Here is a 24,464-nt window from a genome sequence, read left to right as displayed (position 1 = left end):
GTCTGCAATATCTCATTGTTTCTGCTGATGGCACTGGCGGTGTGGGAGCCAGGAACAACCTGTCCTTGCGCCGGACATGCTCCACAAAGCACGCCGCCGGATCTTCTTTTGAACATCTCAAGATTGAGGACAAAACATGAAGCGTAGGATTGCGCTCACACTGGCGACATTGTTCGGCGTCACGCTCCTGGTCGGGGCGATGTCCCCTTCAGCGTGGGCTCAAGAGGAAAGTGCTCCTCCTGCTGCGGCGACCACCGCAGAACCGGCAGCAGTCGTTGAAGAGTCGGTCACTGAAGTCGTCGAGACCAATGCTGGCAGTGAAGCAGCTGCCCCGGCCCCGGCCGACATCCCCGCTGACGGAAACGCACTGGCTTACACGATCAATACGCTGTTCATGCTGATCTGTGCCGCACTGGTGATCTTCATGCAGGCAGGTTTTGCACTGGTGGAAACCGGCCTGAACTCGGCGAAAAACGCGGTCAACATCATGTTCAAGAACCTCATCGACTTCTGTATCGGTGTGACGTTCTTCTGGCTGTTCGGGTTCAACATGATGTACCCGGGTGAAGCCTATGAGGGCAAAGTACTTCCACGATTCCCGGCTGAATCTGGACACCTGTTCGTCGCACGTGATAACCCGGTGACTCAGGAAAACCTCGACTACGGATTCGCCGCTTCGGCAGACTTCATGTTCCAGGTCGCCTTTGCAGCCACCGCTGCCACCATCGTGTCGGGTGCCGTTGCAGGACGTCTGAAGTTTTCGGCTTATCTCGCTTACAGTGCCATCATCTGTGCTCTCGTCTACCCGGTCAGCGGTTTCTGGAAATGGGGCGGTGGATTCCTCGCAGCTGACGGCTTCCAGGACTTCGCAGGTTCCATCGTCGTGCATTCCGTGGGTGGATTCGCAGGTCTGATGGGTGCCATCGCCCTGGGGCCCCGTATCGGCCGGTTCTCCAAAGAGGGCAAGTCTCACCCGATTCCCGGACACAACATTCCGATGGCCTGCCTGGGGGTCTTCATCCTGCTGGTCGGCTGGTACGGCTTCAACCCGGGTTCCATGCTGAAGTACACCGGCTATGTCAGTGCTGAAGCGACCGCCTATATCGCCATGACCACGACGATTGCAGCTGCCGCAGGTGCCATTGCCTCGATGATTCTCGCCTGGGTTATGTTCGGCAAGCCGGACCTCACCATGGGGATGAACGGAATGCTCGCTGGACTGGTCGGTATCACCGCCAACTGTGATCGTGTCAGCCAGCCGGAGTCTTTCATCATCGGTGCCATCGCCGGGGTGATCGTGGTCTTTGCCATCGTGGCTCTTGAGAAGCTGAAGATCGACGATCCGGTCGGTGCGTTTCCTGTCCACGGAGCCTGCGGGATCTGGGGTGGACTGTCCACTGGAATCTTCGGCGACATCCCGGAAGGCTTCGCCTTCGGAGACTCCCGTATGGGCTTCTTCCTGGTGCAGCTGAAAGCCACGGTCGTCATCGTCAGCTGGGCGATCGTGACCATGGGAATTCTCTTCTATGCTCTCAAGGCGATGGGCATGCTCCGCGTCACTCCAGAAGAAGAAATCGAAGGTCTGGACATCGGCGAACACGGCATGCACGCCTACGGTGTCGATTCCCCCCCGGCCTAGAGCGATTCTTATGAAAGGGTGGCGTTCCGGCGGCGATAAACACAGCTTTCGAACGACAAATCTCCCTGAATCGCCGCCACACTCCCCTGAGACAGGGGCGTAAGGAGAGAAGACCTGATTCCAGGATGGAATTGACTCTCAAAACCAAAACGTCCCGGCGAAATGAATTCGCCGGGACGTTTTTTATTGAGCATCAGGAGAATCGGCAGGCCACCTTCGAGCATGTGTGCACGGGGGCTACATCAGCATGAACAAACCGTCGACTCCCTGCAGGTTGCGATAAATCTCGTGCACGTGCGGAGCACTCTCGACATCGGGTTCGATCGTCACGCAGACGTGACGCCCCGAGGGAGTCGTCCGGCAGGAGAATGACGGCTCGATGTCTTCTTCCAGCGCGGCCTTCACCGCTGCCAGCACCCGCCCGACGAACTGATCATCAGGAGTTCCGATCGCCTTGAAGGTGTACGGGCCTGGAAACTGATGGGTCGACTGGAGCAGCTCCAGATCCGGAAGACCGTCAGACATGATTCACTCCTGCAAAATTGACTCGGAATCGTTGGACACAAGGACCAGCGTCCACTCGATGAGAGTCATTGTACGCAGTCGAGGATCTTGAGAGCAGGTGTCGTAAGGAAAAACCGCTATTCGTATGCCGCACTCTCCGAGTGCGGCAATGGCGATCAGAAGCTGTAAATCCCACGTACCGACCAGAATGGAGAGACTCCGCTCGACTCGAACCCCACGGGAACGCCGGTCTGAATCAGAAAATGGTCGGTGATCTCGACGTGGACCTGGGGGGTGAGCAGAAGTGCGGTGTGCCCGTCATTCGACTGGGCGAAATTTCCTTCGAGTCCAGTTGTGATGTGGTCGGAGACGTTGGCAAAGACGGAGTAGTTGAACAGAAATTCTCTCTCATCGTGCCTGACATTCGGCCCGGTCACCGCCCGTCCCCCGATCATCATCAAGGTCGACCATGTCTCATTGAAGCGATATCCCCCCAGATACAGCGCCACCAGATTCCAGTTCTGAAAGTCGACCGTCGGTTCGACGATCACCTGCACCCCGTGGATGTAGTGTTCTTCCAGCGCGGTCCCGATCGTCCATTGAACGGCCGTTTTCAAAGCCTCCAGCGTTCCCGATTCAAAGGGAAATTCGAATTCAATCGCGAGTCCATCACGAATCGCCACTTCGTATTCCGGAGCCCATTCAATGTGTCCGCGATCTTCGCTGACGTGAACGATTCCCAGCGGATCGACATACTCCAGCGTGCGTCGTCCACCAAGCGGGAACAGGCTCAGAATGTTCACTTCAGCTGCACCGCGATGTTCTCCCAGGGGACGAACGAGGTCGAAGATCATCGGTTCGGGAATCAGCGGCGTGATGTTGTGAGAGCGTCGGTCCTCAGCTCCAGACGGCTCAGGCAGGGCTCTTCCGCTGGGGGTGAGTGTCAGAAAGGGGAACAGCGTGTGGACCGGTCCGTTATCAAAATCAATCTGAGGTTCCGGAATGACTCCAATGTCGGAATCGCTTGCTCTCAGACACAATGGATAGCAAAAACACACAATCCATACGGCCCAGCAAACAACCTGCTTCAACATGAATCCCTCCAGCTCTCAAAACATCTGATCGGCATCTCCTTCAGTCAAAATCAAAGTTCTCCCGATTTCCTGCCACAAAATCCGAACTCTGAATCGCTTCGCACAAAGCTGTTCGATCCGGAAAAACCCGGAACGTCCGCAGCCGGCAGGCGACGCTGGGCGACAACGCACAGTTGCGTCTTTCATCTCCCGTCTCAATACTGTCCCTCAGCATTTTGAATCTCTGCTGAAAGCGCCGAATGTCTGACTTTGAACGTGTTGCCGGTCTGGATGAAATTCCCTCGCTGGGAAGGAAGTCGATCATCATCGACGATGAAATTCCCGCACTGCTTTTGCGTGTGGATGACGTGTATTACTGCGTTGAAGATGTCTGCTCGCATGACGGGCAGCCGTTGACGAACGGGCCGTTTGACGAAAAAGAAATCACGTGCCCCCGCCACGGTGCCCGCTTCGACATTCGGACCGGCAAACCGACAGCCATGCCCGCCACCGAAAAGATTCGTGTGTTCGAAGTGCAGGTGCGTGCCGACGGTGTCTACGTCCGTAGTGAAGACTGAAGCTGGTGAAGTGGTGTCGAAAGCGATTGTCGCCGCACTCGGAGAGTGCGGCGGACGTAGCTGTCGAGATTGTCAGTCGCGATAGCGCTTCACAATTTCGCCATAGGCATCGATCCGGCGATCCCGCAGGAACGGCCAGTGCGTTCGCTGGAAGTCGATCTTCCCAAGGTCGCATTCCGCCATGATGATCTCCGGTTTGTCGGAGCTGGCTTTTTTGAGAATCGTTCCGGTCGGGTCACAGATAAAGCTCTGTCCCCAGAACTCGATGCCGTTGGCCTTGTCCCCTTCGTGACCGCACCGGTTGGGGGCTGCCACGTAAACACCGTTGGCAATCGCATGGCTGCGCTGCATGGTTTCCCAGGAAGAATGCTGTGCGGTCCCGAGCTCCGCTTTCTCGGCGGGGTGCCAGCCGATCGCGGTCGGGTAGAAGAGAATCTCCGCTCCCGCCAGTGCCGTGAGGCGGGCCCCTTCCGGATACCACTGGTCCCAGCAGATCAGCACACCGATCTTGCCGAACTTCGTCTGAAACGCCTTGAACCCCAGATCGCCCGGGGTGAAATAAAACTTCTCGTAGTAGAGCGGGTCGTCCGGGATGTGCATCTTGCGATAGATGCCCAGCTGCGAGCCGTCTGCATCGAGCACGACGGCAGTATTGTGATACAGCCCCTGTGTCCGCCGTTCGAAGAGTGACGCGATGATCACCACGCCATGTTTCTTGGCGATCGGCGCGAGCAACTCCGTGCTGGGACCGGGAATTGATTCGGCCAGTTCGAAATTGTCGTAGTCTTCACTCTGGCAGAAATACTGCGAGCGGAACAGTTCCTGTGTGCAGATGATGTTCGCGCCCTGCTGTGCAGCCCGTTCGATATCCGCAGCGGTTTCTCGCAGATTCTCTTCCGGATCCAGGCTGACGGATCGTTGAACCAGGGCGACATTCACTTTCTTCGACATCTCGATATTGCTCCGTGCGTAGGGAGATTTCAATGGACTGTGTTCAGTGGTCAGATTTCAAATTTGAGTTTCGGAGTCCGGTCAGTGGAGTTCCTGCATCTTGACGAGACCTGCCAGTTCGTCGCAGCGTCTGGGGTCGAGTCTCGCGGGCAGGAGTTGTTCGGCATTATGAGCAGCAGCCCCCATGCCGAACCGGACTGCTGCCAGGACATCATCATTGTATTCCAGTTTGCAGGCGATTCCCGAGGCGAGTGCATCTCCGCATCCGATCGGATTGACGACCTCAATGGACGGAGGAATGAATTTCACCGCGATGTCATCCGATGTCACCCAGACCCCTTTTGCTCCGTCGCTGACCACCACCCAGCGGACGCCCCAGTCATTGTAATCCCGCATCGCTTTGAGCAGATCTTCATCCGCTGCCAGCGACCGTCCGACCGTGGCCTGCAATTCTTCCCGATTCGGTTTGATGAGAAAAGGGTTTAAATTCAAACAATGCTTCAGCGGTTCTCCCCGCAGGTCGAGAAGAAATCTCCGCTGGGTATTTCGCATAATTCGTGCGAAAACATCCACGGGGGCATTGGCCGGAAGCGAACCCGTGAGCACCGTCACTTCCGACACATTGGCATAGACAGTTGTGCGATCGATGAAATCAGCGATCGCGTGAAGCTCGAGGTCGGCCATGTTCTCGACGAGTTCGGTTGTCTTTCCGGTCGCGTCGAGAATGGTTGTGCAGACCCGGGTGGCGGCTGAAGTGAAGATCCAGTCGGCCCGCACCTCAAGATACTCAACTTCACGCTGAATGACGTCCCCGGAGATCCCGCCGATGGCAGAGATCAACGTGGTTTCATGCCCCAGCGAGGCTGCTCCGACAGCGACATTGACCACTTTCCCGGATGCGCACCAGAGAGCCTCCGTCGCTCGATTCACTTCTCCAACATGAAGTGCATCAAACCGCAGGATCTGTTGCCAGGCAGGGGAAAGACCAGCTGCGAGAATCACCAGTTTTCCTCCAGAATTGCAGTCAGTTCTTCATCGGTCAGGTCGCGGGGATTGGCGCTCATGCTGCTTCCCCGGGAGCCGGAAACGATCGCAGGAATCTGCTGGCGTTCGACCCCCAGATCCCGCAGCCGGGAGGGAATCTGCAGCTTTCGACAAAGCGATTCGACATTGGCGATCAGAATGTCGATCGCGGGAATGTGAGGATTCATCTTTTCCGTCTGCTTGAGCTGTCTCCAGACGATCTTGAGTTCCTCGGCTTTGTCCGTGATGGTCTGCCGGTTCGTTTTCAAGGTGATCGGCAGCATCACCGCGCAGGCCAGTCCATGAGGGACATTACAGATTGCCCCCAATGCAGCCGCCACGCCGTGAGCCATTCCCAGTCCCGAATTCGCCAGGGCCATTCCCGAGAGCATCGCGGCGGCAGCCATCTCCTCACGGGCATGGCGGTCGGTCGGGGAATGATACGCCTTCAGCAGACTCCCCAGCCCCATCTTCAGTCCCATGTCGCACCAGGCATCGGTCGCCGGCTGTGCCCGCCTGCAGAAATAACTTTCAAGCAGCTGGGTGATGGCATCCATCCCGGAATACGCAGTCTGTTCCGGCGGGAGCGGGACAGTCAGCTCGGGGTCGAGCAAGACCGCTGCGGGGACCAGTTTTTCAGATCGCAGACTTTTCTTGCAGGGGGGATTCGTGCATGCGACGACCGCGTTTTTCGTCGCTTCACTACCCGTTCCGGAGGTGGTCGGAACAGCCATGACCGGGAGCGGATCGTGTTCGAGGGTCTTGCCCGTTCCGATCTCTTCGAGGAAATCCCGGATACTGTGACCGGCCCCGTTTGTTGCCATCGCCGCCACAGCCTTGGCCAGGTCGAGTGCTGCTCCCCCGCCGATCCCGATGACGAAGTCGCCGTGGCGCGGATGCAGCTGTCGCACGATGGCGGTTGCTTCGTCGACATCTTCAATCGTCGGTTCCTGATTCGACGTCGCGATCGATTCCACCTGCACCCCGGCAGCCTGCAGCGAATCCATCATTTCGCCCCACATCGGGGTCCTGCGCAGCGTGCGCGAGCCGTCAATCAGGAAAGCCCTGCTCCCGAGTCCTTTGGCCAGCGCTCCAATGCGACGACGTTCGTTCCAGCCGAAGACAATCCGGCCGGGGAGAAGGAGGTCGAAATGAATTGAAGAATTCATCGGGGGTCATCGTTTCGAGTCTGACAAATCCAGTCGCATTCTGATTGGAAACATACTCATCTGAGTGTCGTCCGTATAGAAACCCGGGATTCCTCGGCCAAAATTGGTGCTGTGAGAAAGGAGATGGCACTTCGACAGAAGCAAAATTGTCTGTCCCGTTTCCGCATTACGCCGGGAATCCGGGGCCGACTCGAATCGAGACCACTGTGCGGTTATCATCTGGCGACAACGAAATCTTCTGCCGCGCTCCAAATTCGGCAACAACGAGCTTCACACAATGGACCCACAGCTTTCCCTTGGTTTTCACCGATCTGATTCGACCGATGCACGCGAACGTCAACGTGCCGAACTTCTCCGATATGTGAATCTCAAACTGGCCGCCAACGGGCTCCCCATCGCCCCCTCCGCAGGGGGAAAGGAACTTGTTGAACTGGCGTCGGGGCTACTCGCGAACTTTCAGGAGAAGACGCGGCTGCTGGAAGCCAAACAGCACTGCCCGGTCGACACCCGTATCGAACGGTTTCTCAACTCGCATTTCTTTGATCTGAACCTCGACCGGCCGATTCGACTCCCCGGCCCCTCTCTGATTCTCGATCGGCACGGCATCGCCCGCGAGTTGTCTCTGCCAGCGGATGGTGATCTGTACGTCTCGGAATACGTCAACTCTTACCGCATCCGGAACGGAGTTCTGCACAACCCGAGAGCCGACCGTCGTACGACGGAAGGGACGTTTCATGTCGTGGAAGGGGGACTGCCGATCCCCGGTGACAAACGTGCTGTCCCGCGCGCCACGTTCGTCGCGATGCTGCGACACGCGTTCAACCCGCCCGAAAGCCTGCTGGCACTGCCGTTCACCTCGGAACTGCCGGAGCCCGGTAAGACATGGGTTTCGCTGCTGCTCCGCCCGCTGGTCTCCCCGGAAGTTCCCGGCTGGAGTCCCGCAAAGAGTATGGAAGTCCGGTTCTTCGCTCCCGGTTCTCTCGTGAGCAACCTGGATTTCGTCGAATCCATTTTCGGTAACGCAGGAGATCCGTTCATTCCGGAGAACGATTCCGCGCTGGACGTTGAACACTGGACCGGTCACACCGGCTGTGTGATTCTCGCTCCGCATGTTCTCCAGATGACCAAGAAGCAGCTTGGACTCCCGCATATCAGCCAGGCGACGGAACGTCAGAAGCGGGACAAGATGTGCTGGGAGAGTGAAGACGAAACCTATAACAACGGGGACGCCTTCAAAGTCACCTGCCGCACCGCAGAAGGGGTGATCGTCACCCTGATTGCAGACAACTACTACGGGTACTGCAAGAAGGAAGTGAAAACCCAGATCAGCTACGCCACCAATCTGATGGGGGGAGCTGAGGAAGAGCATGCCGGCGGAGCGTTCGTCGCTCCCAGCTGGAGTCTGGGCGAAAGCTTTCAGTTCGACAGCCGCCGCTACAACGGAGCGACCTTCGAGGACGTGCGCCGCGAGTATGCGGAGTGGATCGACTTTCAGGAGGCAGGGTACGGGATCGACAAGAACTTTCCCGATCTGCTGTACATCCCGGAGAACGCCCGGGCCGACCTGCGGTCTCAGAATATCACCTGGCAGGTGGGTGACAAAACGGAAGAGATTCCGTTGCTGCCCGGGCAGATCTATATTGGTCCGTCGGGGTACCGGCTGCGGATGGAGAAACATCCGAAGGCCCCCTCCTGGCGATTGATCGGAACCGCAGGCGAGGGAATTGTCTGTCATAAGCCCTGCACCGTTTCCGGCGGTGGCAAAAGCGAAATCAGTAAATCGCTGACGGACTACATGGAATACGGTTCCATTTTCGTCTCCGACTATGAAGAGGACATGCAGCTGGTGCATGAGATCTTCAACCGGGATTACAGCAACCGCTGGACCGAGGAGGCTGCCCGCAATCAGGACTACGCAAAACATCCCAGCCGTTCAATTCTCAGTCCACGTCGGTCGCTGGGAAGCGTGATCAAGCTTCTGACTCCTTCAGATGATTACACCGAAGAGTACAACAACTGGCTCGGGTCGATTCCCAGCAACGTCTATGCACTGGTCTTCGCCATCAAGCGATTCCAGCAGCCTGAATGGGGCGATGACTGGGAGTCGCACTTCACCGTCGATCTCGTCAACGGGAGCCCGGGGCATGAGCTGAAACTCGATAACCGCAAGCTCGTGGGAACCTACCTGCGGGTCGGTTACGGAAAGCAGCAGCAGTGGCGGCTGTTCAAGGTTCGTCAGGACTTCTCCGCTGCCTTCAAGGTGCAGACGGAAGACGACATCACTGCTTCGACACTGGTTCCGAAGGCGGCGCTGTCCGGACTCTCGGCAGATGTGGAAGCGGACGATGCCACGGCGGTCAAGTTTTCGGAGAACTGTGAATTCCGGCTGTTTCAGCGACCGGACGACGCCATTCATCGCGGGTTCGACAAGCAGGCGGAAGCCGATCTGGCGCGGGAAGGGGTCAACTTCGTTTCCAACTTTGAACCGCTCGAGAAGAAGCAGGTCGACGAGATGCTGGAAAAGGTTGTCGACTTTGACGCCTTCACCGCACCGATGAAGAAGCTGCTCCGCTCGGTCAAGAAGGCGGATCGCGGATACATCGTCTGCTCGGATAACCCCCGGCGGGTGGGCGGTGCTCCGAGCAAGAACCCCCGGTACCTGCAGGACCGGCCGGACATGGTGAATCCCATTCACAAGTATGCTGCCGAAATGGGAACGCGGCTCTTCCGACGGATTCCCGCAGGCAAGCCTGTTCCGATGCCGGTCACCGCGATCCTCTCAGGGCGTCGCAACAACCCCCCTGAGCAGGCGAAAGGGATTCGCAGCCTCGCGGTCTACAATCCCATTCATTACCAGGAACTGCCTGAACTCTTCATGGACTACATCTGCTCGCTGACGGGCAAGAGTCCGTCAACGACAGCAGCCGGGAGTGAAGGGGCACTGACCAAAGGACCCTTCAACGCACTTCTGACAACTGCCGACCTGAACACGGCACTGGTCAGTATGATCCTGTCCGGACTGCCGGGATTTTCGACCGCAGCCGGCCACATCGGACCGAATTCGCGGTTCGATCACGACATCTCGCTGCTGGTGCCGGAAATCTGGTGCCGGCTGAGTGCGGAAGAACGGAGCCCGGAGTTCATGATTGCGAACGGACTCCTCGAGCCGGTTCCGGACATCCCGCTGGCTGACGGCAAGGTGATTCCCGCCCGCCGTCTGGGGTACCGGATTACCCGCAGATTCGTCCGCCGGTATTTCGGACGCGTCTTCGACAACCCTGCCACGGTCTTTGACGAAGCGATTCTGAAGCCCGAAACGCAGGATCCGGAATCCTACGCAGATGGCATCCAGTACATCATGGAAGCCTATCAGCGCGTCGCCCAGCGATACTTCGATGACGGCTCCATCAAGCAGGCATGCCCTCCGCTGCAGATCCTTCTGCACATCATGGCCCACGGTCATTTTGAAGGCAAAGATGAACGCGATCCGTCAATTCGGGCCATGTTCACCCGCGAAGCGTTGATGAACAGCGAATGGTATCAGGAGCGGCTGAAGGTGAAGCAGTTGCGGGACGTGGCCTTGTGGAAGCGACATCTGGCGTCGGTCGAGACGGCGCTGGAGTCGCAGGAAACGCTTGCCGCCAGTCTCAAGGAGGAGCTTCACAGCCGCGCCGACTATGCTCGCGGTATGCTCGAGCATGTTTCGAATCCTGACTATCTCAAGCAACTTTCCGGTTCCCTGGGAGCCGATCCTCTGGGAGAATGACGGGATGGGAAATGATTTTCGCCGATTGATGAGAAGGACAGCATGAACAATCCAATACCCGCGCTCGTCTTTGGGGTTCTGCTGCTTCTTGTCGGAGCGGCCATGTTGCGGTCGCAGCGGCGCGGCCGTCGCGATGCGGACAACGCGCTCACTGGCGAAGAACGCAAGTTTCTCAGCCTGCGGGTGCGTCGTCGCAATCAGGTGGCGGGAATGATCATCCTGATCGGGATCATGATTCCTGTCGGGGACTCGCTGATTCCCTGGAAGAACGCACCGGGGACCTTTGCCGTTTACTGGATGATCGTGATCGGACTGGCTCTGTGGACCGGGCTGCTGGCAGTCGGCGACATGGCAGCGACCCGCGCTCACATGGCCCGCGAGCTGAACCGGCTCCATCGAAGTCAACTCGAACTTCATCGCGTCGCCCAGCGGGCCCGCAAGATGAATCAAGACGGCTCCGGGGAGATGTGACATGGATTCAACGGATCATCCCGAGCCAGATCCCAATGGCACTCCTGGTGGAGATGCGGAACCGGCACTGGACTGCCGTCTCTATGTCCCGGAAGCAGAAAACTGGCAGGCCCGGATTCTCACCAGCTGGGAGAAGGTGTACTGCTTTTCGAAGAATCCCGGACAGGATTATTACCACCTGATTCTGCATGGGGAGATTTACCTGCAGAAAGGGGATGAAGTCTATTGTCTCAGCTGTGCCCGCCGTGATGGCGTGGCAACGCACGACCGACTTTACTGGCAAAAGCGGACCGGATTCTGAAGATCGCCGCTGGAAAAGTTCGCTGCACGTCATGAAAAAAGGCCGAGGCGATTCTCGAGTTCGCCCCGGCCTGAGTGTTTGTTGGTGTGAGCTGATTATCTGAATCCACCGGCAATGTGCAGCGTTTCTCCGGTGATCCAGCTGGCATCTTCCGAGGAGAGAAAGACAGCTGCTCCGCCGATGTCTTTGGGCCGGCCGATTCGTCCCAGCGGGGTCTGAGCCTCGATCTGATTGCGGAAATCTCCTTCAATGAATCCGCCAGCGTGAGTTCCTTCGGTTTCAACCATGCCGGGGTTGATGGCGTTCACTCGGATCTTGCGCGGGCCCAGCTCTTTCGCGAGCGAGCGGGTAATGGCGTCGACGGCCGCTTTCGTCGCACTGTAAACGGACGAGTTGGGAGGGGCCGCCGTTGCGACAACAGAACTGATGTTGATGATCGACCCGCCGTCATTGCTGAAGAGTTTGACCGCTTCCTGCGTCGTCAGAATCAGCCCGAGCACGTTGAGGTCGAACTGCCGGTGATAGTGTTCTGCCGTGATGCTCTCCAGGGGAGCAAATTCATAGATTCCGGCGTTGTTGACGAGGATGTCCAGCCTTCCAAACTTTTCCTGAATCTGGGCGAACAGCTTTCGAATTTCCCCTTCCTGGCTGAGGTTCGCCCCCATGGCAACGGCCTGCCCGCCGGCTGCGGCAATCTCCGAGACAACGCGATCGGCTCCTGCCTGGCTGCTGGAGTAATTCACAATGACCGAAGCTCCTGCAGCTGCCAGCCTGCGGGCGATTTCCGCCCCGATCCCCTTGGAAGCTCCTGTGACGAGGGCCACTTTTCCTGCGAGACTCTGCGACATGTGAAAACTCCTGAATGGTCAGTTGGGCGAGCGCGGTGTTGTGTACTGATTGGTATAGAATAGAAATTCGTCTAGGAATGTCAATCTGTAAAATGTATCATTTGGTAAAGAATTCACTTCACCTTTATTTTTACGGAGAAAACGGATGCCCCCCGGGCGGCCACGCGCGTTCGACACCGATCAGGCTCTCGATGCAGCCCTGCATGTCTTCTGGGAGAAGGGCTACGAAGGGACCACTCTGCCTGATCTGACGGCGGCCATGGGAATCAACCGCCCCAGCCTGTATGCCGCGTTCGGAAACAAAGAAGACCTGTTCCGCAAAGTCATCGAACGCTATACGCAGTGTACAGCGAGCCATCTGAACGAAGCTCTTGAAGAACCGACGGCTCGTGACGTCGTCAGGAAGCTGCTCCTCGGGAGTATTCAGCTGATCACGAGTTCGCAGAATCCCAAGGGATGTCTTCTTGTGCAGGGGGCCCTCGCCTGCGGAGAGGAGGCCGATGCGCTGCGAAATGAAATGGCCCAGCGACGCAGTCAACTCGAGAACCTTCTCAAGCAGCGATTCACCCGGGCCATCGCAGACGGGGACCTGGACCCGAAAACCAGCGCGGCTGACCTCGCTCGTTACGTCATCACCGTTCAGCACGGGATGGCGGTTCAGGCCGCCGGAGGGGCAACCGCTGCGGAGCTGAAGCGGGTGGCAAACTTCGTGCTGCAGACGTTGCCGGGATGATTCATCGCACTGCTTTGACGATTCGGTTCGCACAAGCCAAACTAACCGTGTTGAATCCGAGACTCTTGACGGGAGCAGTGCGATGGCAGTGGAAGTGAAAGAAGTTCCGGAATCCAAACTTGTGGAAGTGCACCTCACGGGCAAACTCACGAAAGAAGATTATCTGCACTTTGTCCCCATCGTGGAGAAGCATATCCAGGAGCAGGGGAAACTCCGCCTGCTGGTCGTGATGCACGACTTCCACGGCTGGACTGCCGGGGCCCTGTGGCAGGACATGAAGTTCGATTCCAAACACTTCAAGGATATCGAACGGCTGGCGATCGTGGGTGAATCGAAGTGGGAACAGGGAATGGCCTCGTTCTGCAAGCCGTTCACTTCGGCCAGCATCAAATACTTTGATCACTCCAAGCTCGCGGAAGCTCAGGAATGGGCAAAAGGAAACTGATCGAGCCCAGCCGGCTTTGCTGACTGCAGGCGACTCAAGTTTCTGCTTGTCGCAGAATCGTGACGTTCGCCTGCGGAACTCAAAGTGAATGTCGGTGAGGCTCAGGCACCCACATACTCCGGGGGTTGAAAGTCTCCGTCGCGGATGGCTGCAAAGAGAATCCCCGCAAGCAGGTCAGCAGTCGTTCCGGGATTGCGACGGTGTCCGTCTGCCCGCAGCCAGCGGTCAAAGTCCATCAGCGCTTCCGGTGCCGACTGGCCGGGTTCCCATTGCTGCAGGACGGTGAGGGCTCGTTTCTGGGCTTCTTTGGCGATCTCCGCTCCGCATTTCCGCAGGATGAGCGAATCGGATTGCCGCGCGATGAGTTCGATGTGCAGGCGAACGACAGCCTGCTCCCAGTCGGTTCCGGTGAGAGTCAGTTCCAATAGTCGCTCTCGTCCGAATCCGAGGGCATCTTCGAAGCGATGCGTGTACTGCCACGCGATTCGATCATGCGGTGCCAGTGCCATCGATTCCCGGATCAATACCGTGGGCGCGGTCGAGACATCCTGCGAGGCGGCCTTTCCAAGCCCGCCTGGCTGAGCGAGTCGAATGGCTTCGTAGATCTCGGCGGTCTGCTGCAGGTCGAGTGAGTCGAGAGCCGCTTCAATCCCCTGCTCACAGCGGACTCCAACCGGGATCGCTGCCAGAGGCCCCAGGAGCAACAGCATCCCCAGGTTCGTATTCGACCCGACAGCAGCGCGGGTGGCGATGACAGCCTCGCGGATGGCCGATCCGATGCCGCGTTCACGGGATTCCGCGAGGATCGGAGCACTCACTTCCGCCGACGTCACAAAGTCGGCATAGCAGATATCCGCGAAGGCTGCGTTCGGATGAACGTTCCCTGGCTTTCGTGCGGTGCATTCCAGCAGGCAGGCAGCCCGGATCTGGTCGGCCAGCGAGGAAACAGAAATCGGCAGACATCGGGGGCCACGCATCATGCAGAGCAGTGTGCCCGGAAGGGGAGTTGCGATTCAAGTCTGATGACAAAAAAACGGCCGGATGTCTGTAGAGACATCCGGCCGTGATCGTAAATCGCGTCTGGTTTCAATCAGGCTGCTTCATCATGCTCGGCGGCCTCGGACTGATCGTCCTCGGAGTACACGAGAGAGAAAATGTTGTCGGCAGCTTCTTCCAGGTAAGTGCGAATGTTCTCGCTGGTGGTGGCAGCAATCAGTTGCTCGAGGGCATCGAGCACGCCGTCCACTTCTTCACTGGTGATGATTTCGTAATCGTCGTCCTGGCTTTCGATCGGCAAGGTTGTGTGTTCCGGGTGCTGTTGGTGGTTGAAAGACATTTGATACGACCTCCGTGTCGATGATATGAGTAAACTGCTGCGGCGAAACAGGACCTATCCCGGGTCTGGATCGCTGCAGGGCCGAGGCGGGTGCGCCGGCTCAGCGTGATTTGGACTGTCCTTTTTTTCCGGCATCCTTGCCGGTTTTCTTTTCAGCGGCCGCGGGCTTCTTCTTTGCCTTGAAAACCTTGTCCCATCCGTCGCGAAACTTGTCGTTGGATCCTGTATGAACTGTGTACCCTGTCATGACCTGCTCACTCAATCTCAATTTTCAAAAAATCCTGAATTGGGTGAACCAGAATAACATGACGCACGGATCGGGAGCCACTGCATCTTTCGCAAATTCTCTTCTGTGGAATTGTGTTGTCGAGAGAAGGGGTCAGGGAGCAGGGGACAGATCAAGCGTTGAACGGAACCTCAGGCTGCTTCCTGATCATCAGCTGACTTCCTGCGTGTCTTGCGGCGCGTGCGGTTGAAGTGCGGGGCTTTGAGGATGCGGTCCGTCGATTCTTCGATGCGAATGATCCGGCCGCCCAGGTTTTCAATCCGCTGTGTCACTTCATGAGTTGTCTGCTGCATCCCGCCGCCGACCAGGGTCACAATCCCCAGAAGCAGCAGCATCTGTCCGGCAGTGGACATTAACCAGCCGGTGGAAGCGTATTGTTCGACTTCGCCGAAATATCCCCACAGGACGAAGACCGTTCCGACCGTCAGCAGTCCCACGCCACCATAGGCCATGAGCTGTCCCCACATTGCTTCGCTGCGGCCCGGATAGACAGTGCGCTGGGGAGCGACTGTCCGAACGTCGAAGTGCGGAGCCTGCACACTGGACTGTGCTTCATCGAGCCGATAGCGTGGGCCACGCTCTTCGGGCATCTCTTTCGGCGGGGCAGGGGGAGCCGCGGGGGGAACCTCTGCAGGAGGTTCACTGGTGGCTGCAACCTTCTCCAGATGATGCGGTCGGCGCGGACGTTCGCGATGGCTCGGAAGCGGTCCTGCCGGGGCATCATGTTGAGGGTCGAGGCGGAAGTTCTTCTTGCTGATGGGGGCCTTCGGCAGATCCTCTTCAAGATCATTGCCGGATTCGAATGCGACCGGTTTGGCACTGCGTTCCGGTGGAGCGATCGGAGCAGGGACGATCTTCTTCTCAACGGGCTCGGCCGGTTTCTCAGCAACAGGCTTCAGGCCCTGCTGTTCCCGGGCCCAGCGTTCGAGAAATTCCCGGGCGGATTTGGTTTCCGGATGCAGACTGGGAGCGACCACTTTGCGGACCGGCTGACTGCAGGTTGTGCAGAGCAGCTGTTGTCCATCCGAAGAGATTTCGGTGGCGACATCGGACTGGCACTGTTCACACCACATCCCTGTGATCCTGCTGTTCGGTGAGTTGAATTCGAAATCATGGAAGCCGAAGCCACAGTACTGTCCGGACGTCATGTCGAGGAGCAGGTCGCGAAAGTTTCATCACTCACAGGATCCTGACGGGCAGGCCCGGTGGTCACGACTGAGAGCTGATGGATTCGGTTCTTCAGGAAGTTTTGGGGGAATGATCGAGGCTTGATGAAGGGATGCGGACAATACGTCACCGCGGAAGGAAGGGTCAAGAGGAATTGCCGGCCAGGGCGTTCCGGGGTCGGCAGCACTCGTTCGAAGCGATGATTTCCGGGCGGATGGCGAAAGTTGCCGCAGCAGTTCATTCAATTGCTGCAGGGTGCAGCACATCGGCGTTTTCCTCTTGCGAGTCTCTTTGAATTCGTGCTATCCCTGCCGATCTCCTCCCAGATTTCCCCTCAAATTCCCTTCCCCCCAGCATGAAGAACGGTGTCCATCAGGACGATGTCCCGTTCTTCTGGATTGACTCTGTCATGCCGGCAAGACGCTACGCACTGCTTTGTCTGCTGATGTTCACGGTCAGCTCAGGTTGCAGCGAATGGCACCTGTCGAAGCCTTTCATCAGCAAAGAAGAGCTGCAGGAAAAGGAACGTCAGAACAATGTCCGCGAGGCGATGCGGGGAGAAAACGGTCACTCCCGCATGATCGGGGACTACATCAAGATCGGGGACAACGGTTATATCAAGGTGCAGGGGGTTGGCCTTGTCGATCGACTCGACGGCACCGGAGAAGATCCGCCGGCCTCACACTTGCGAACGATGCTGCTGGAAGACCTGCGTCAACATGAAGTCAAAGATCCTCAGACGTTTCTGAGTTCGTCGAACACGGCCCTGGTGGTCGTCACTGCATATATTCCCCCTATTTGCAAGAAGGGGGAGAAGATCGACGTGGAAGTGACCGTCCCCGACGGCAGTGAAACCGTCAGTCTCGCGGGAGGCTGGCTCATGCCCTGCTATCTCCGCGAAATGGCGTTGATGAACGGTGAGGTGCATGAAGGCAAGCAGATTGCCATCGCCTCGGGACCGGTGCTCATCGATGCACTGGCCGACAGCACTTCGGTAGCCATTGACTCTTCCGCGAGCGCTGCTGCCGCCCATCGTCGCGGACGTATACCCGGGGCCGCCACCTTCCTGGGAGACAGTCGCTCTCTGACCATCTCCATTCGCAACGAGTACGCGACAGTCCGTATGTCCCGGCAGATTGCCGAGCGGATCGGCAAGCGGTTCCATGATTATGATGAACACGGTATTCGCCGGCCGCTCTCTGAAGCCAAAACGAATTCGCGGCTGGAGCTGATCGTTCATGAACGCTACCGGAACAATTACCCCCGCTATCTGCAGTGTATCCGTGCCATGCGACTGACGGAGACCCCCGTGGACCGGCACATGCGCATGCAGCAGCTGGCCGAAGAAATCAATTTTGGACCGACAGCAGAGTCGGCAGCATTACAGCTCGAAGCCATTGGCGCGGACGCAATCCCGGTTCTGAAGAACGCTCTGCTTTCGCCGGATCTTGAAGCTCGCTTCCATGCGGGGTGTGCACTGGCCTACCTGGGAAATGCCGATGGTGTGCCGGCCCTGAAAGAAGCAGCCGAGAACGAGCCTGCCTTCCGGATTTTCGCGTTGGCGGCACTTTCGACAATCAACGACGGGGCATCCTCCGATGCACTCCGCAGCCTCGCCAACCTGGAGAGCGTCGAAACCCGTTACGGTGCGTTTCGTTCATTCTCGACGATGGCACCCAGCGATCCCTTCGTGAAAGGGGAACAGCTGGAAGGAAACTTCTCGCTGCACGGAATTGAATCTTCAGCCAAGCCCCTCATCCATCTGACCCGCTACAAAAAGGCGGAAGTGGTGGTCTTCGATCACAAACAGGAGTTTCTCGCTCCACTCATGCTGCGAGCAGGGAACCGTATCATTCTGCAGAGTTCGCCGCAGGGAGACCGGATGTTGATCAAACGGATTGCTCCCGGGGAACCGACTCGGCAGAAGGAAGTTTCGCTGCGGGTCATGGATGTCATTCGCGGTGCGACAGAACTGGGAGCCAACTATCCCGACATTGTGCAGATGCTCGTTCAGGCGGAACGTCAGCGGAATCTGCCCGGCGGGATCGCCATCGACCAGCTTCCCGAACCCGGCCGGGTCTATGAGCGTCCAGCTTCGCAGGGACCGACTCCGGAATCCGCCAGCTCCGAAGTCCTCACTCCGAGTGTGACCGTCGGCAGCCAGGGACTGCTCCCGAACCTGTTCGACGAGAAGCCACCCGAAGCGGAATATGTCCCGAGTGAAGTCAGTGTCCCCACCAAACCCAAGAAAGCGACCTTGAGAGAGTAATGTCTGGATCGCGGCAATCACGGGGCTCCTGTTTCGGCAGCGGCCCCGGGTGATGGTCAGTTCCAGAATCCCGACTCCATGATTTTCCTGTTCGATGCAAATGCATCGTGACGTGACATTTGCGATTGCATGTTAAAGTCCCTCGAACTCTTTGGATTCAAGAGCTTCGCGGATCGAACGCTGTTCGAATTCGCGCCGGGGATTACATGCGTTGTCGGACCCAACGGCAGCGGCAAAAGTAACGTTGTCGACTCCATCAAGTGGATTCTCGGGGACCAGAGCGCCAAGAGTCTGCGCGGCAAAGAGATGTCGGATGTGATCTTCAACGGATCCGCCGGCCGTCGCGGCAGCGGATTCGCCGAAGCCACTCTCACCTTCGACAACTCCAACGGCCTCTTTCCGATCGACACTGCCGAAGTGCAGATCGGTCGCCGGCTCTATCAGAGTGGGGACTCCGAATATCTGCTCAACCGCAGCCCTGTCCGGTTGAAAGATATCCGCGACGTCTTCATGGGGACCGGAGCTGGCACTGCCGCCTACAGCATCATCGAGCAGGGACGCGTCGATCAGATTCTTCAATCCAACCCGACAGCCCGCCGAGCCGTGTTTGAAGAAGCGGCCGGGATCAGCAAATTCAAAGCACGGCGTGTCGAAGCCGAACGCCGGCTGGAACGGGTCGCCCAGAACCTGCTGCGTCTGACCGACCTTGTGGATCAGGTCGAATCACAGCTCAATTCGACCCGTACCCAGGCCAGCAAGGCGGCCAAGTATCGGGAAGTCTCGGTCGAACTGAAAGCCGCCTGGACCGGACTGGCCGCCGACGACAGCATCCGTCTTGCCGCACGACTCGAACATCAGCTCAACGAACTTGAAGGGATCAAGGCCTCTCAGCACGAGCTGCAGGCAGAGATCGAAAAAGTTGAAGAAGAACGTCGGGCGGCCGAGGCTCGCATCGCGGAACTCGATCAGGAAGTTCTGCAGCGGGAACGGGGACTCTCCACGTCGCGCGAAGCCATTGCGACTTTCGAAGCGACGCTCCGGCATCAGTCCTCTCGCCGACAGGAACTGGACGCCGATCTGCAGCGGCTGCGTCAGCAGCGCCATCCACTGGCCCGACAGGTCGAGCTCGCCCGTGCGGAGCTTTTGGCCACTTCGGAACAACTTGCGGCATTCGAATCACGGCTGCAGGTTTCACAGCAGCAGGTGGCCGAGCGGGAGAGCCAACTCTCCGCACTGCGGACCGCCGCGCAGGAACAACGCAACAGAACTGAAGAACAGCGAAGAGAACTCTCTGCACTGCAGAAGCAGAGGCATCAGCTTGGAGAACGGTTGGTGACGTTGCAGTCACAGGCCGAAGGGGTCGCGCAGAATCGGGCCCAGGCGACCGAGCGACTGGAGCATCTGCAAAACGAACTCGCGACGAGTCTTCTGGCACATCAGGCCAAAGCTGCGCTGCTGAAAGAAGCGGAAGAAGCTTTGCAGACGCGTCAGTCACTTCTGACGGAAGTCCAACAAGCCCAGTGGCGAACGGTCCAGCAGCGGGAAGAAACCGAACAGCAACTCCGCACGATGCGGGAACGGCGAAGTGCCGCCGAGGCTCGTCTGGCAGTGCTCGAAGAGCTCGAGCAGAAGCAGGAAGGGATCGCGATCGGGGTGCGGGAAATTCTTCGCCGCGCCGCGACATCGCACTACCCACCGTGGAACCGGATCCTGGGAAGTGTCCGTGATCTGATTGAAGTGCCGATGGACCTGGCCCCGATCATCGACGCGGCGCTGGGCGAACGGGCTCAGTACATCGCGGTGAGTGATCTGGGACCGCTGCTGGACTATCTGAATCGCGGTGCCCCTCCGATCGAAGGTCGAGTCGGCTTCGTCTCGATCACACCTCTGCAGGACCCGGCGACCGACACCGGATCCAGCGAGTTTTCCGCGTTTCATGCGAACGAAAGCAGCATCGACCTGACCGGAACCCCGGGCGTTTATGGTCGTGCCGATCGACTGGTCCAGGAACGGGAACGGGCGGGCGGACTGGCGGCGCGTGTCCTCAGCGATACCTGGATTGTGGAAACGCTGGATCGAGCTCGCGAACTGATCGCATCCGTTCCCTCAAACGTCCGGTTCGTGACGCTGCAGGGTGAGGTGCTGACCAGTGCCCAGCAGTTGCACGTCGGACGGATGCCTCATGAAACTTCCATCGTCTCACGCAAGAGCGAGTTGAAGCAGCTCAAGAACGAGATCCATCAGCTGCACCGGAACATCGAGACCGCCACGCAACGGTTGTCGATTCTCAGCGAGAAGCATGAGACCCGTACGGGTGAGGTCGGTCAGCTCGAAGGGGAGTTGAAGAGTCTCTCTCATGCTGTCACGGAACATGCCACGCAACTGTCCGGACAGGCCCGGGAAGTCCAGCGTCTCGAAAAGGAGTTCGCCGATCAGCAGGGTGTGCTCGAGAAATTGGATCAGCGGGCCGTCGGAATCGCTCAGGAGTCGGACTCGGTTCAGGAGCGGCTGGCAGCTGCGGAGATTGCAATCAACGAAATCCGGGCGGCGATCGAAGCAGACGAGGCCCGCATCCTCGAAGTGCAGCAACTTCTCGATCAGACGCAGCTCGACATTCGGACCGAGCAGATGGAACTGGCTCAGCACGAAGAACGTCAACGCGGGCTCCGGCAGACACAGACCCGTCTGACGCGAGACCAGCAGCAACGTCAGCAGCAACTCGAAGACATGGTTCAGCGCACGGCGGAACTGCGTCGAATCCGGAGCAAATCCGACTTTGAAGTCCTGCGGGCAGAAAGCGGAATCGCGGCTGTCACGCTGAAGATCGAACAGACGAAATCCGAAGCTCGCGAATTCTACGTGGAGCGAGATCGTCTGCGGGCCGCACGATCCCGGATGGCCAAGGAAGAAGAACAGCGCTACCAGTCACGACGCAAAATCCTCGACAGGCAGCATGCACTCGAGTTCGAAATCGAGAAGCAGCGGATGCAGCTGAAGACCCTCGCTGACCGAATTCAGGAAGAATATCAGGTGACATTGGAATCGCTCGTCGAATCCGGTGTTTCGGCCTATCGGAATTTCCTCGAGGAACGTTACGGCACCGCAGGTGAGCAGGCCGTGATCTCGGAAACAGCGGATGCACATCCGGAAGGGGATCTTGAATCTGATGCATCGCCGTTGGAAGAGCCTTCCGGGGAAGAGCTTTCGCAGTCGAGAAATACGCCGTTGCCTACATTCGAAGAGGTGCGGGAAGAACTGGAGGCCCGAGTCGATCGGCTGCGTCGCAAGCTGAAGATGATGGGGAACGTCAACACCGATGCCCTGGAGAATCTGGAAGCGCTTGAGACTCGATTCTCCACTCTTTCGAATCAGTTGAAGGACTTGCAGGAGGCGAAAGCTTCGCTCGAGGACATCATCCGGAGAATCAATCAGGAAAGTCAGCGGATCTTCATCGAGACATTCGAGACGATTCGCGGCCACTTCCGCGAGCTGTTCCGTAAGTTGTTCGGCGGGGGAGATGCGGACATCCTTCTGGAGGATCCGGAAGATGTGCTGGAATGTGGAATTGAAATCGTGGCGAGACCGCCAGGAAAAGAGCTGCGATCGATGTCCCTGCTGAGCGGGGGCGAAAAGACGATGACCGCAGTCGGTCTGCTCTTTGCAATGTTCCGCAGCAAGCCGAGTCCCTATTGCATCCTGGACGAAGTGGATGCGGCGCTCGACGAAGCGAACGTCGATCGTTATGTCACGGTCATTAAAGAGTTCGTGCAGATGACGCAGTTTGTCGTGATCACCCATCGCAAGCGGACGATGACCGTGGCTGATGTTCTTTACGGTGTCACGATGGAGCAGGCGGGGGTCTCGAAACGTATTTCCGTCCGGTTTGATGACGTCCGTGATAACGGGGAAATTAAAACCGCTGCGTAGCGAATCGTCCCGATTCGTCGAATTCCCGGGCTCCTTTTCGTTCTGTCGACGACAAATCGTTCGCAGGCGAGTAACTCGAATTTCGGGTTCGAATGTTGCGTAGAAACACGCTATCCGTGTAGTTTTGCCGCAAAAGGGTCCGAACGAGGATCGACGTCTTTTTGCACCCGATCCGACGTGAACAATGACCCTCATCGCCCTTGCGACTTTCGTTTGTCACAATATGGGTAAGGTTTACGGAATAAGTAGTCACCACCGCCTCTGCGGCAGCGGGGAATGAATTGGAAGCGTTCTGAAAAAATCTTCGTATAAGAGATAAGTTACCTGTTGACACCTGAAACAACGCGTGTATTGTCAGATGATTCGACATGAATCGTGGGCATTCAGCTCACTCGGGTTCTCCGACTTTCAATCCTTCCATATCCCGTCAATTCTGCCAGGGAGGCTCCATGCCGCTGTCTACCAAGAAATCTCGCGGGTTTACACTGATCGAACTCTTGGTGGTCATTGCCATTATTGCGGTTCTGATCGCCTTACTTTTACCGGCTGTTCAGCAGGCCCGCGAAGCGGCCCGGCGCTCTCAGTGCAAGAACAACCTTCACCAGCTCGGGCTGGCCCTGCATAACTATCACGATTCAGTTGGTTCTTTTCCTCCGGGCTCACTGACTCCCCCGGAGTGGACCTACCTTTTGCACTTCATCCTCCCTTACGTGGATCAGGCACCTTTGTACAACCGATTGGCTGCCAACTGGTCCCGGCCGGCACCTTACGGTGGCGGGGGAGTTGCTGCGTGGCCGGCTGAAGACCGTAGCGTGATCCCAGCATACCTTTGCCCGTCCGACGGAATGGGTGGAAACAAGAAGGACACAGGTGTTGCGGCTTTGACCGTCGCGATGCCTCTCACGAACTACATGGGCATTTTCACCGGCGTGAGGGATTACGAAACTCGTGCCAACACTGGAGCCCGACGAGCCACCTTCGGCGTCAATCGCGTCTCAAGAATCCGGGATATGCTGGATGGCTCGAGCAACACTCTGGTGATGTCTGAGTATCTCACGGGAAATGCGGACACGAACCCAGCGGGAGTCGCGAACGACTGGCGAGGCTGGTTTTACACGGCTCGCGCCGGGTCCCAGTATCTGCACGTGACAAATACTCCGAACAGTTCCGCAGGGGACCGAATTCTCGAATATCCCTACGGCGGCTGCACTGCGTCGAACGGGGCCAACCAGCCAATGCAGAATCTCCCGTGTGAGCCATCTCCGGATGGTGACAACTTTGCCAGCCCCCGCAGCCGTCACACGGGTGGTGTCCACGGACTGCTGGGAGATGGTTCGGTCCGCTTCTTCAGCAACAATATCAATCTCGCCACGTGGCAGAACCTGGCCTGGTTGTCGGATGGAAATGCGCTGGGCGAATTCTAGGAGTGCACGCAGTGCCCTTGCGCGAACCCACGATCTCTGCAAGGTGTGGATCCTTACGTCAGCGTGATTACATCTGCACGCACTGAGTTTTCAAACATTCATAAGGAACGAAGATGTCGCGTACTCGTTTGAGAGGGCACAAGTCTATCGGACTCTTTGGCATTGCTGCCATCTGTTTCGCCGTCGGTTGCGGGGGTGGTGGGGACAATCGGGCTTCGATCACCGGCAACGTCTCGCTGGACGGAGCCCCGGTGGAAAACGGGACGATCCGATTCCTGGCCGAAAACGGACCTACGGCCGGGGGAACGATCACCGCCGGGAAGTACGAAATTCCCCCGACGCTGGGCCCGATGGTCGGGAAGAATAAGGTCGAAATCCGGGCGGAAAAGAAGACCGGCAAGCAGATTCCCGTCGGTTCACCCGCTCCTGCGGGAACCATGATGGACGAAACCGTGGAGTCCATCCCGGATCAGTACAACACGAAATCCACGCTGACTGTGGATGTTGTCGCAGGGAAAAATACCAAGGATTTCGACCTGAAGAAGTGACAGCGG

Annotated in this window: 21 protein-coding genes; 11 read left to right on the top strand and 10 right to left on the bottom strand. The window is 57.8% G+C overall.

Going from position 1 to position 24,464, the window contains the following annotated elements; all coding sequences use genetic code 11:
- Positions 1–136 precede the first annotated feature (136 nt).
- Positions 137–1,639, top strand: coding sequence for an ammonium transporter (locus SH661x_RS17985; RefSeq protein WP_437224359.1), 1,503 nt, complete (start codon positions 137–139; stop codon positions 1,637–1,639).
- Between the two features lie 237 nt (positions 1,640–1,876).
- Here the strand turns inward: SH661x_RS17985 and SH661x_RS17980 are convergent, their stop codons facing one another.
- Complete coding sequence (locus tag SH661x_RS17980; protein ID WP_437224357.1) at positions 1,877–2,164, bottom strand: YbeD family protein; 288 nt, start codon at positions 2,162–2,164, stop codon at positions 1,877–1,879.
- A gap of 155 nt (positions 2,165–2,319) precedes the next feature.
- Positions 2,320–3,237, bottom strand: coding sequence for a hypothetical protein (locus SH661x_RS17975; RefSeq protein ID WP_437224356.1), 918 nt, complete (start codon positions 3,235–3,237; stop codon positions 2,320–2,322).
- 239 nt (positions 3,238–3,476) lie between these two features.
- On the opposite strand from SH661x_RS17975, the gene SH661x_RS17970 reads away from it, so the two are divergent.
- Positions 3,477–3,794 carry a Rieske (2Fe-2S) protein gene (locus SH661x_RS17970; protein WP_437224354.1) on the top strand — a complete coding sequence of 106 codons (318 nt, stop codon included), beginning with the start codon at positions 3,477–3,479 and terminating at the stop codon, positions 3,792–3,794.
- A 72-nt stretch (positions 3,795–3,866) separates the two neighbouring features.
- Here the strand turns inward: SH661x_RS17970 and SH661x_RS17965 are convergent, their stop codons facing one another.
- From SH661x_RS17965 to SH661x_RS17955, 3 genes are all read right to left on the bottom strand, one after another.
- Complete coding sequence (locus SH661x_RS17965; protein WP_437224351.1) at positions 3,867–4,745, bottom strand: carbon-nitrogen hydrolase; 879 nt, start codon at positions 4,743–4,745, stop codon at positions 3,867–3,869.
- An 81-nt stretch (positions 4,746–4,826) separates the two neighbouring features.
- Positions 4,827–5,747: a 1-phosphofructokinase family hexose kinase gene (locus SH661x_RS17960; protein ID WP_437224349.1), complete on the bottom strand. Its 921-nt coding sequence runs from the start codon at positions 5,745–5,747 to the stop codon at positions 4,827–4,829.
- On the bottom strand, positions 5,744–6,937 hold the full coding sequence (locus SH661x_RS17955) for an iron-containing alcohol dehydrogenase (RefSeq protein ID WP_437224347.1): 1,194 nt from the start codon (positions 6,935–6,937) through the stop codon (positions 5,744–5,746). The genes SH661x_RS17960 and SH661x_RS17955 overlap by 4 nt, the downstream gene beginning before the upstream one ends.
- Positions 6,938–7,214: 277 nt before the next feature.
- On the opposite strand from SH661x_RS17955, the gene SH661x_RS17950 reads away from it, so the two are divergent.
- The 3 genes from SH661x_RS17950 to SH661x_RS17940 are packed head-to-tail and all read left to right on the top strand — an operon-like array spanning position 7,215 to position 11,475.
- The gene (locus SH661x_RS17950; protein ID WP_437224344.1) at positions 7,215–10,703 is read left to right on the top strand and encodes a hypothetical protein; all 3,489 of its coding nucleotides are present in this window, start codon (positions 7,215–7,217) and stop codon (positions 10,701–10,703) included.
- A 42-nt stretch (positions 10,704–10,745) separates the two neighbouring features.
- On the top strand, positions 10,746–11,174 hold the full coding sequence (locus SH661x_RS17945) for a hypothetical protein (RefSeq protein WP_437224342.1): 429 nt from the start codon (positions 10,746–10,748) through the stop codon (positions 11,172–11,174).
- Position 11,175: 1 nt separating this feature from the next.
- On the top strand, positions 11,176–11,475 hold the full coding sequence (locus SH661x_RS17940; RefSeq protein ID WP_437224339.1) for a hypothetical protein: 300 nt from the start codon (positions 11,176–11,178) through the stop codon (positions 11,473–11,475).
- 95 nt (positions 11,476–11,570) lie between these two features.
- On the opposite strand, the gene SH661x_RS17935 is transcribed toward SH661x_RS17940, so the two are convergent.
- Positions 11,571–12,323, bottom strand: a complete 753-nt coding sequence (locus SH661x_RS17935; protein WP_437224337.1) for an SDR family NAD(P)-dependent oxidoreductase — start codon at positions 12,321–12,323, stop codon at positions 11,571–11,573.
- A 145-nt stretch (positions 12,324–12,468) separates the two neighbouring features.
- On the opposite strand from SH661x_RS17935, the gene SH661x_RS17930 reads away from it, so the two are divergent.
- Entirely contained in the window at positions 12,469–13,056 is a 588-nt protein-coding gene (locus SH661x_RS17930) for a TetR/AcrR family transcriptional regulator (RefSeq protein WP_437224335.1), read from the top strand.
- A gap of 82 nt (positions 13,057–13,138) precedes the next feature.
- The gene (locus tag SH661x_RS17925) at positions 13,139–13,501 is read left to right on the top strand and encodes an STAS/SEC14 domain-containing protein (protein WP_437224333.1); all 363 of its coding nucleotides are present in this window, start codon (positions 13,139–13,141) and stop codon (positions 13,499–13,501) included.
- Between the two features lie 101 nt (positions 13,502–13,602).
- Here SH661x_RS17925 and SH661x_RS17920 read toward each other — a convergent pair whose 3' ends face one another.
- The 4 genes from SH661x_RS17920 to SH661x_RS17905 form a co-directional block, all read right to left on the bottom strand.
- Positions 13,603–14,481 carry a triphosphoribosyl-dephospho-CoA synthase gene (locus SH661x_RS17920; RefSeq protein WP_437224331.1) on the bottom strand — a complete coding sequence of 293 codons (879 nt, stop codon included), beginning with the start codon at positions 14,479–14,481 and terminating at the stop codon, positions 13,603–13,605.
- A gap of 110 nt (positions 14,482–14,591) precedes the next feature.
- Positions 14,592–14,837 carry a hypothetical protein gene (locus SH661x_RS17915; protein ID WP_437224330.1) on the bottom strand — a complete coding sequence of 82 codons (246 nt, stop codon included), beginning with the start codon at positions 14,835–14,837 and terminating at the stop codon, positions 14,592–14,594.
- Between the two features lie 100 nt (positions 14,838–14,937).
- On the bottom strand, positions 14,938–15,084 hold the full coding sequence (locus SH661x_RS17910) for a hypothetical protein (RefSeq protein WP_437224327.1): 147 nt from the start codon (positions 15,082–15,084) through the stop codon (positions 14,938–14,940).
- Positions 15,085–15,254: 170 nt separating this feature from the next.
- The gene (locus tag SH661x_RS17905; protein ID WP_437224325.1) at positions 15,255–16,196 is read right to left on the bottom strand and encodes a hypothetical protein; all 942 of its coding nucleotides are present in this window, start codon (positions 16,194–16,196) and stop codon (positions 15,255–15,257) included.
- A 503-nt stretch (positions 16,197–16,699) separates the two neighbouring features.
- Here SH661x_RS17905 and SH661x_RS17900 point away from each other — a divergent pair.
- The 4 genes from SH661x_RS17900 to SH661x_RS17885 all read left to right on the top strand — a co-directional run bounded on the left by SH661x_RS17900 (position 16,700) and on the right by SH661x_RS17885 (position 24,458).
- Entirely contained in the window at positions 16,700–18,559 is a 1,860-nt protein-coding gene (locus SH661x_RS17900) for a flagellar basal body P-ring protein FlgI (protein ID WP_437224322.1), read from the top strand.
- Positions 18,560–18,688: 129 nt separating this feature from the next.
- Complete coding sequence (gene smc, locus SH661x_RS17895; protein WP_437224320.1) at positions 18,689–22,486, top strand: chromosome segregation protein SMC; 3,798 nt, start codon at positions 18,689–18,691, stop codon at positions 22,484–22,486.
- A gap of 449 nt (positions 22,487–22,935) precedes the next feature.
- Positions 22,936–23,910, top strand: a complete 975-nt coding sequence (locus tag SH661x_RS17890) for a DUF1559 family PulG-like putative transporter (protein WP_437224318.1) — start codon at positions 22,936–22,938, stop codon at positions 23,908–23,910.
- Between the two features lie 113 nt (positions 23,911–24,023).
- Complete coding sequence (locus SH661x_RS17885; RefSeq protein WP_437224315.1) at positions 24,024–24,458, top strand: hypothetical protein; 435 nt, start codon at positions 24,024–24,026, stop codon at positions 24,456–24,458.
- Positions 24,459–24,464 lie beyond the last annotated feature (6 nt).

This window comes from Planctomicrobium stercoris (genome assembly GCF_051465655.1).
Lineage (GTDB): Bacteria > Planctomycetota > Planctomycetia > Planctomycetales > Planctomycetaceae > Planctomicrobium.
This window is presented reverse-complemented; position numbering and strand designations above follow the sequence as displayed.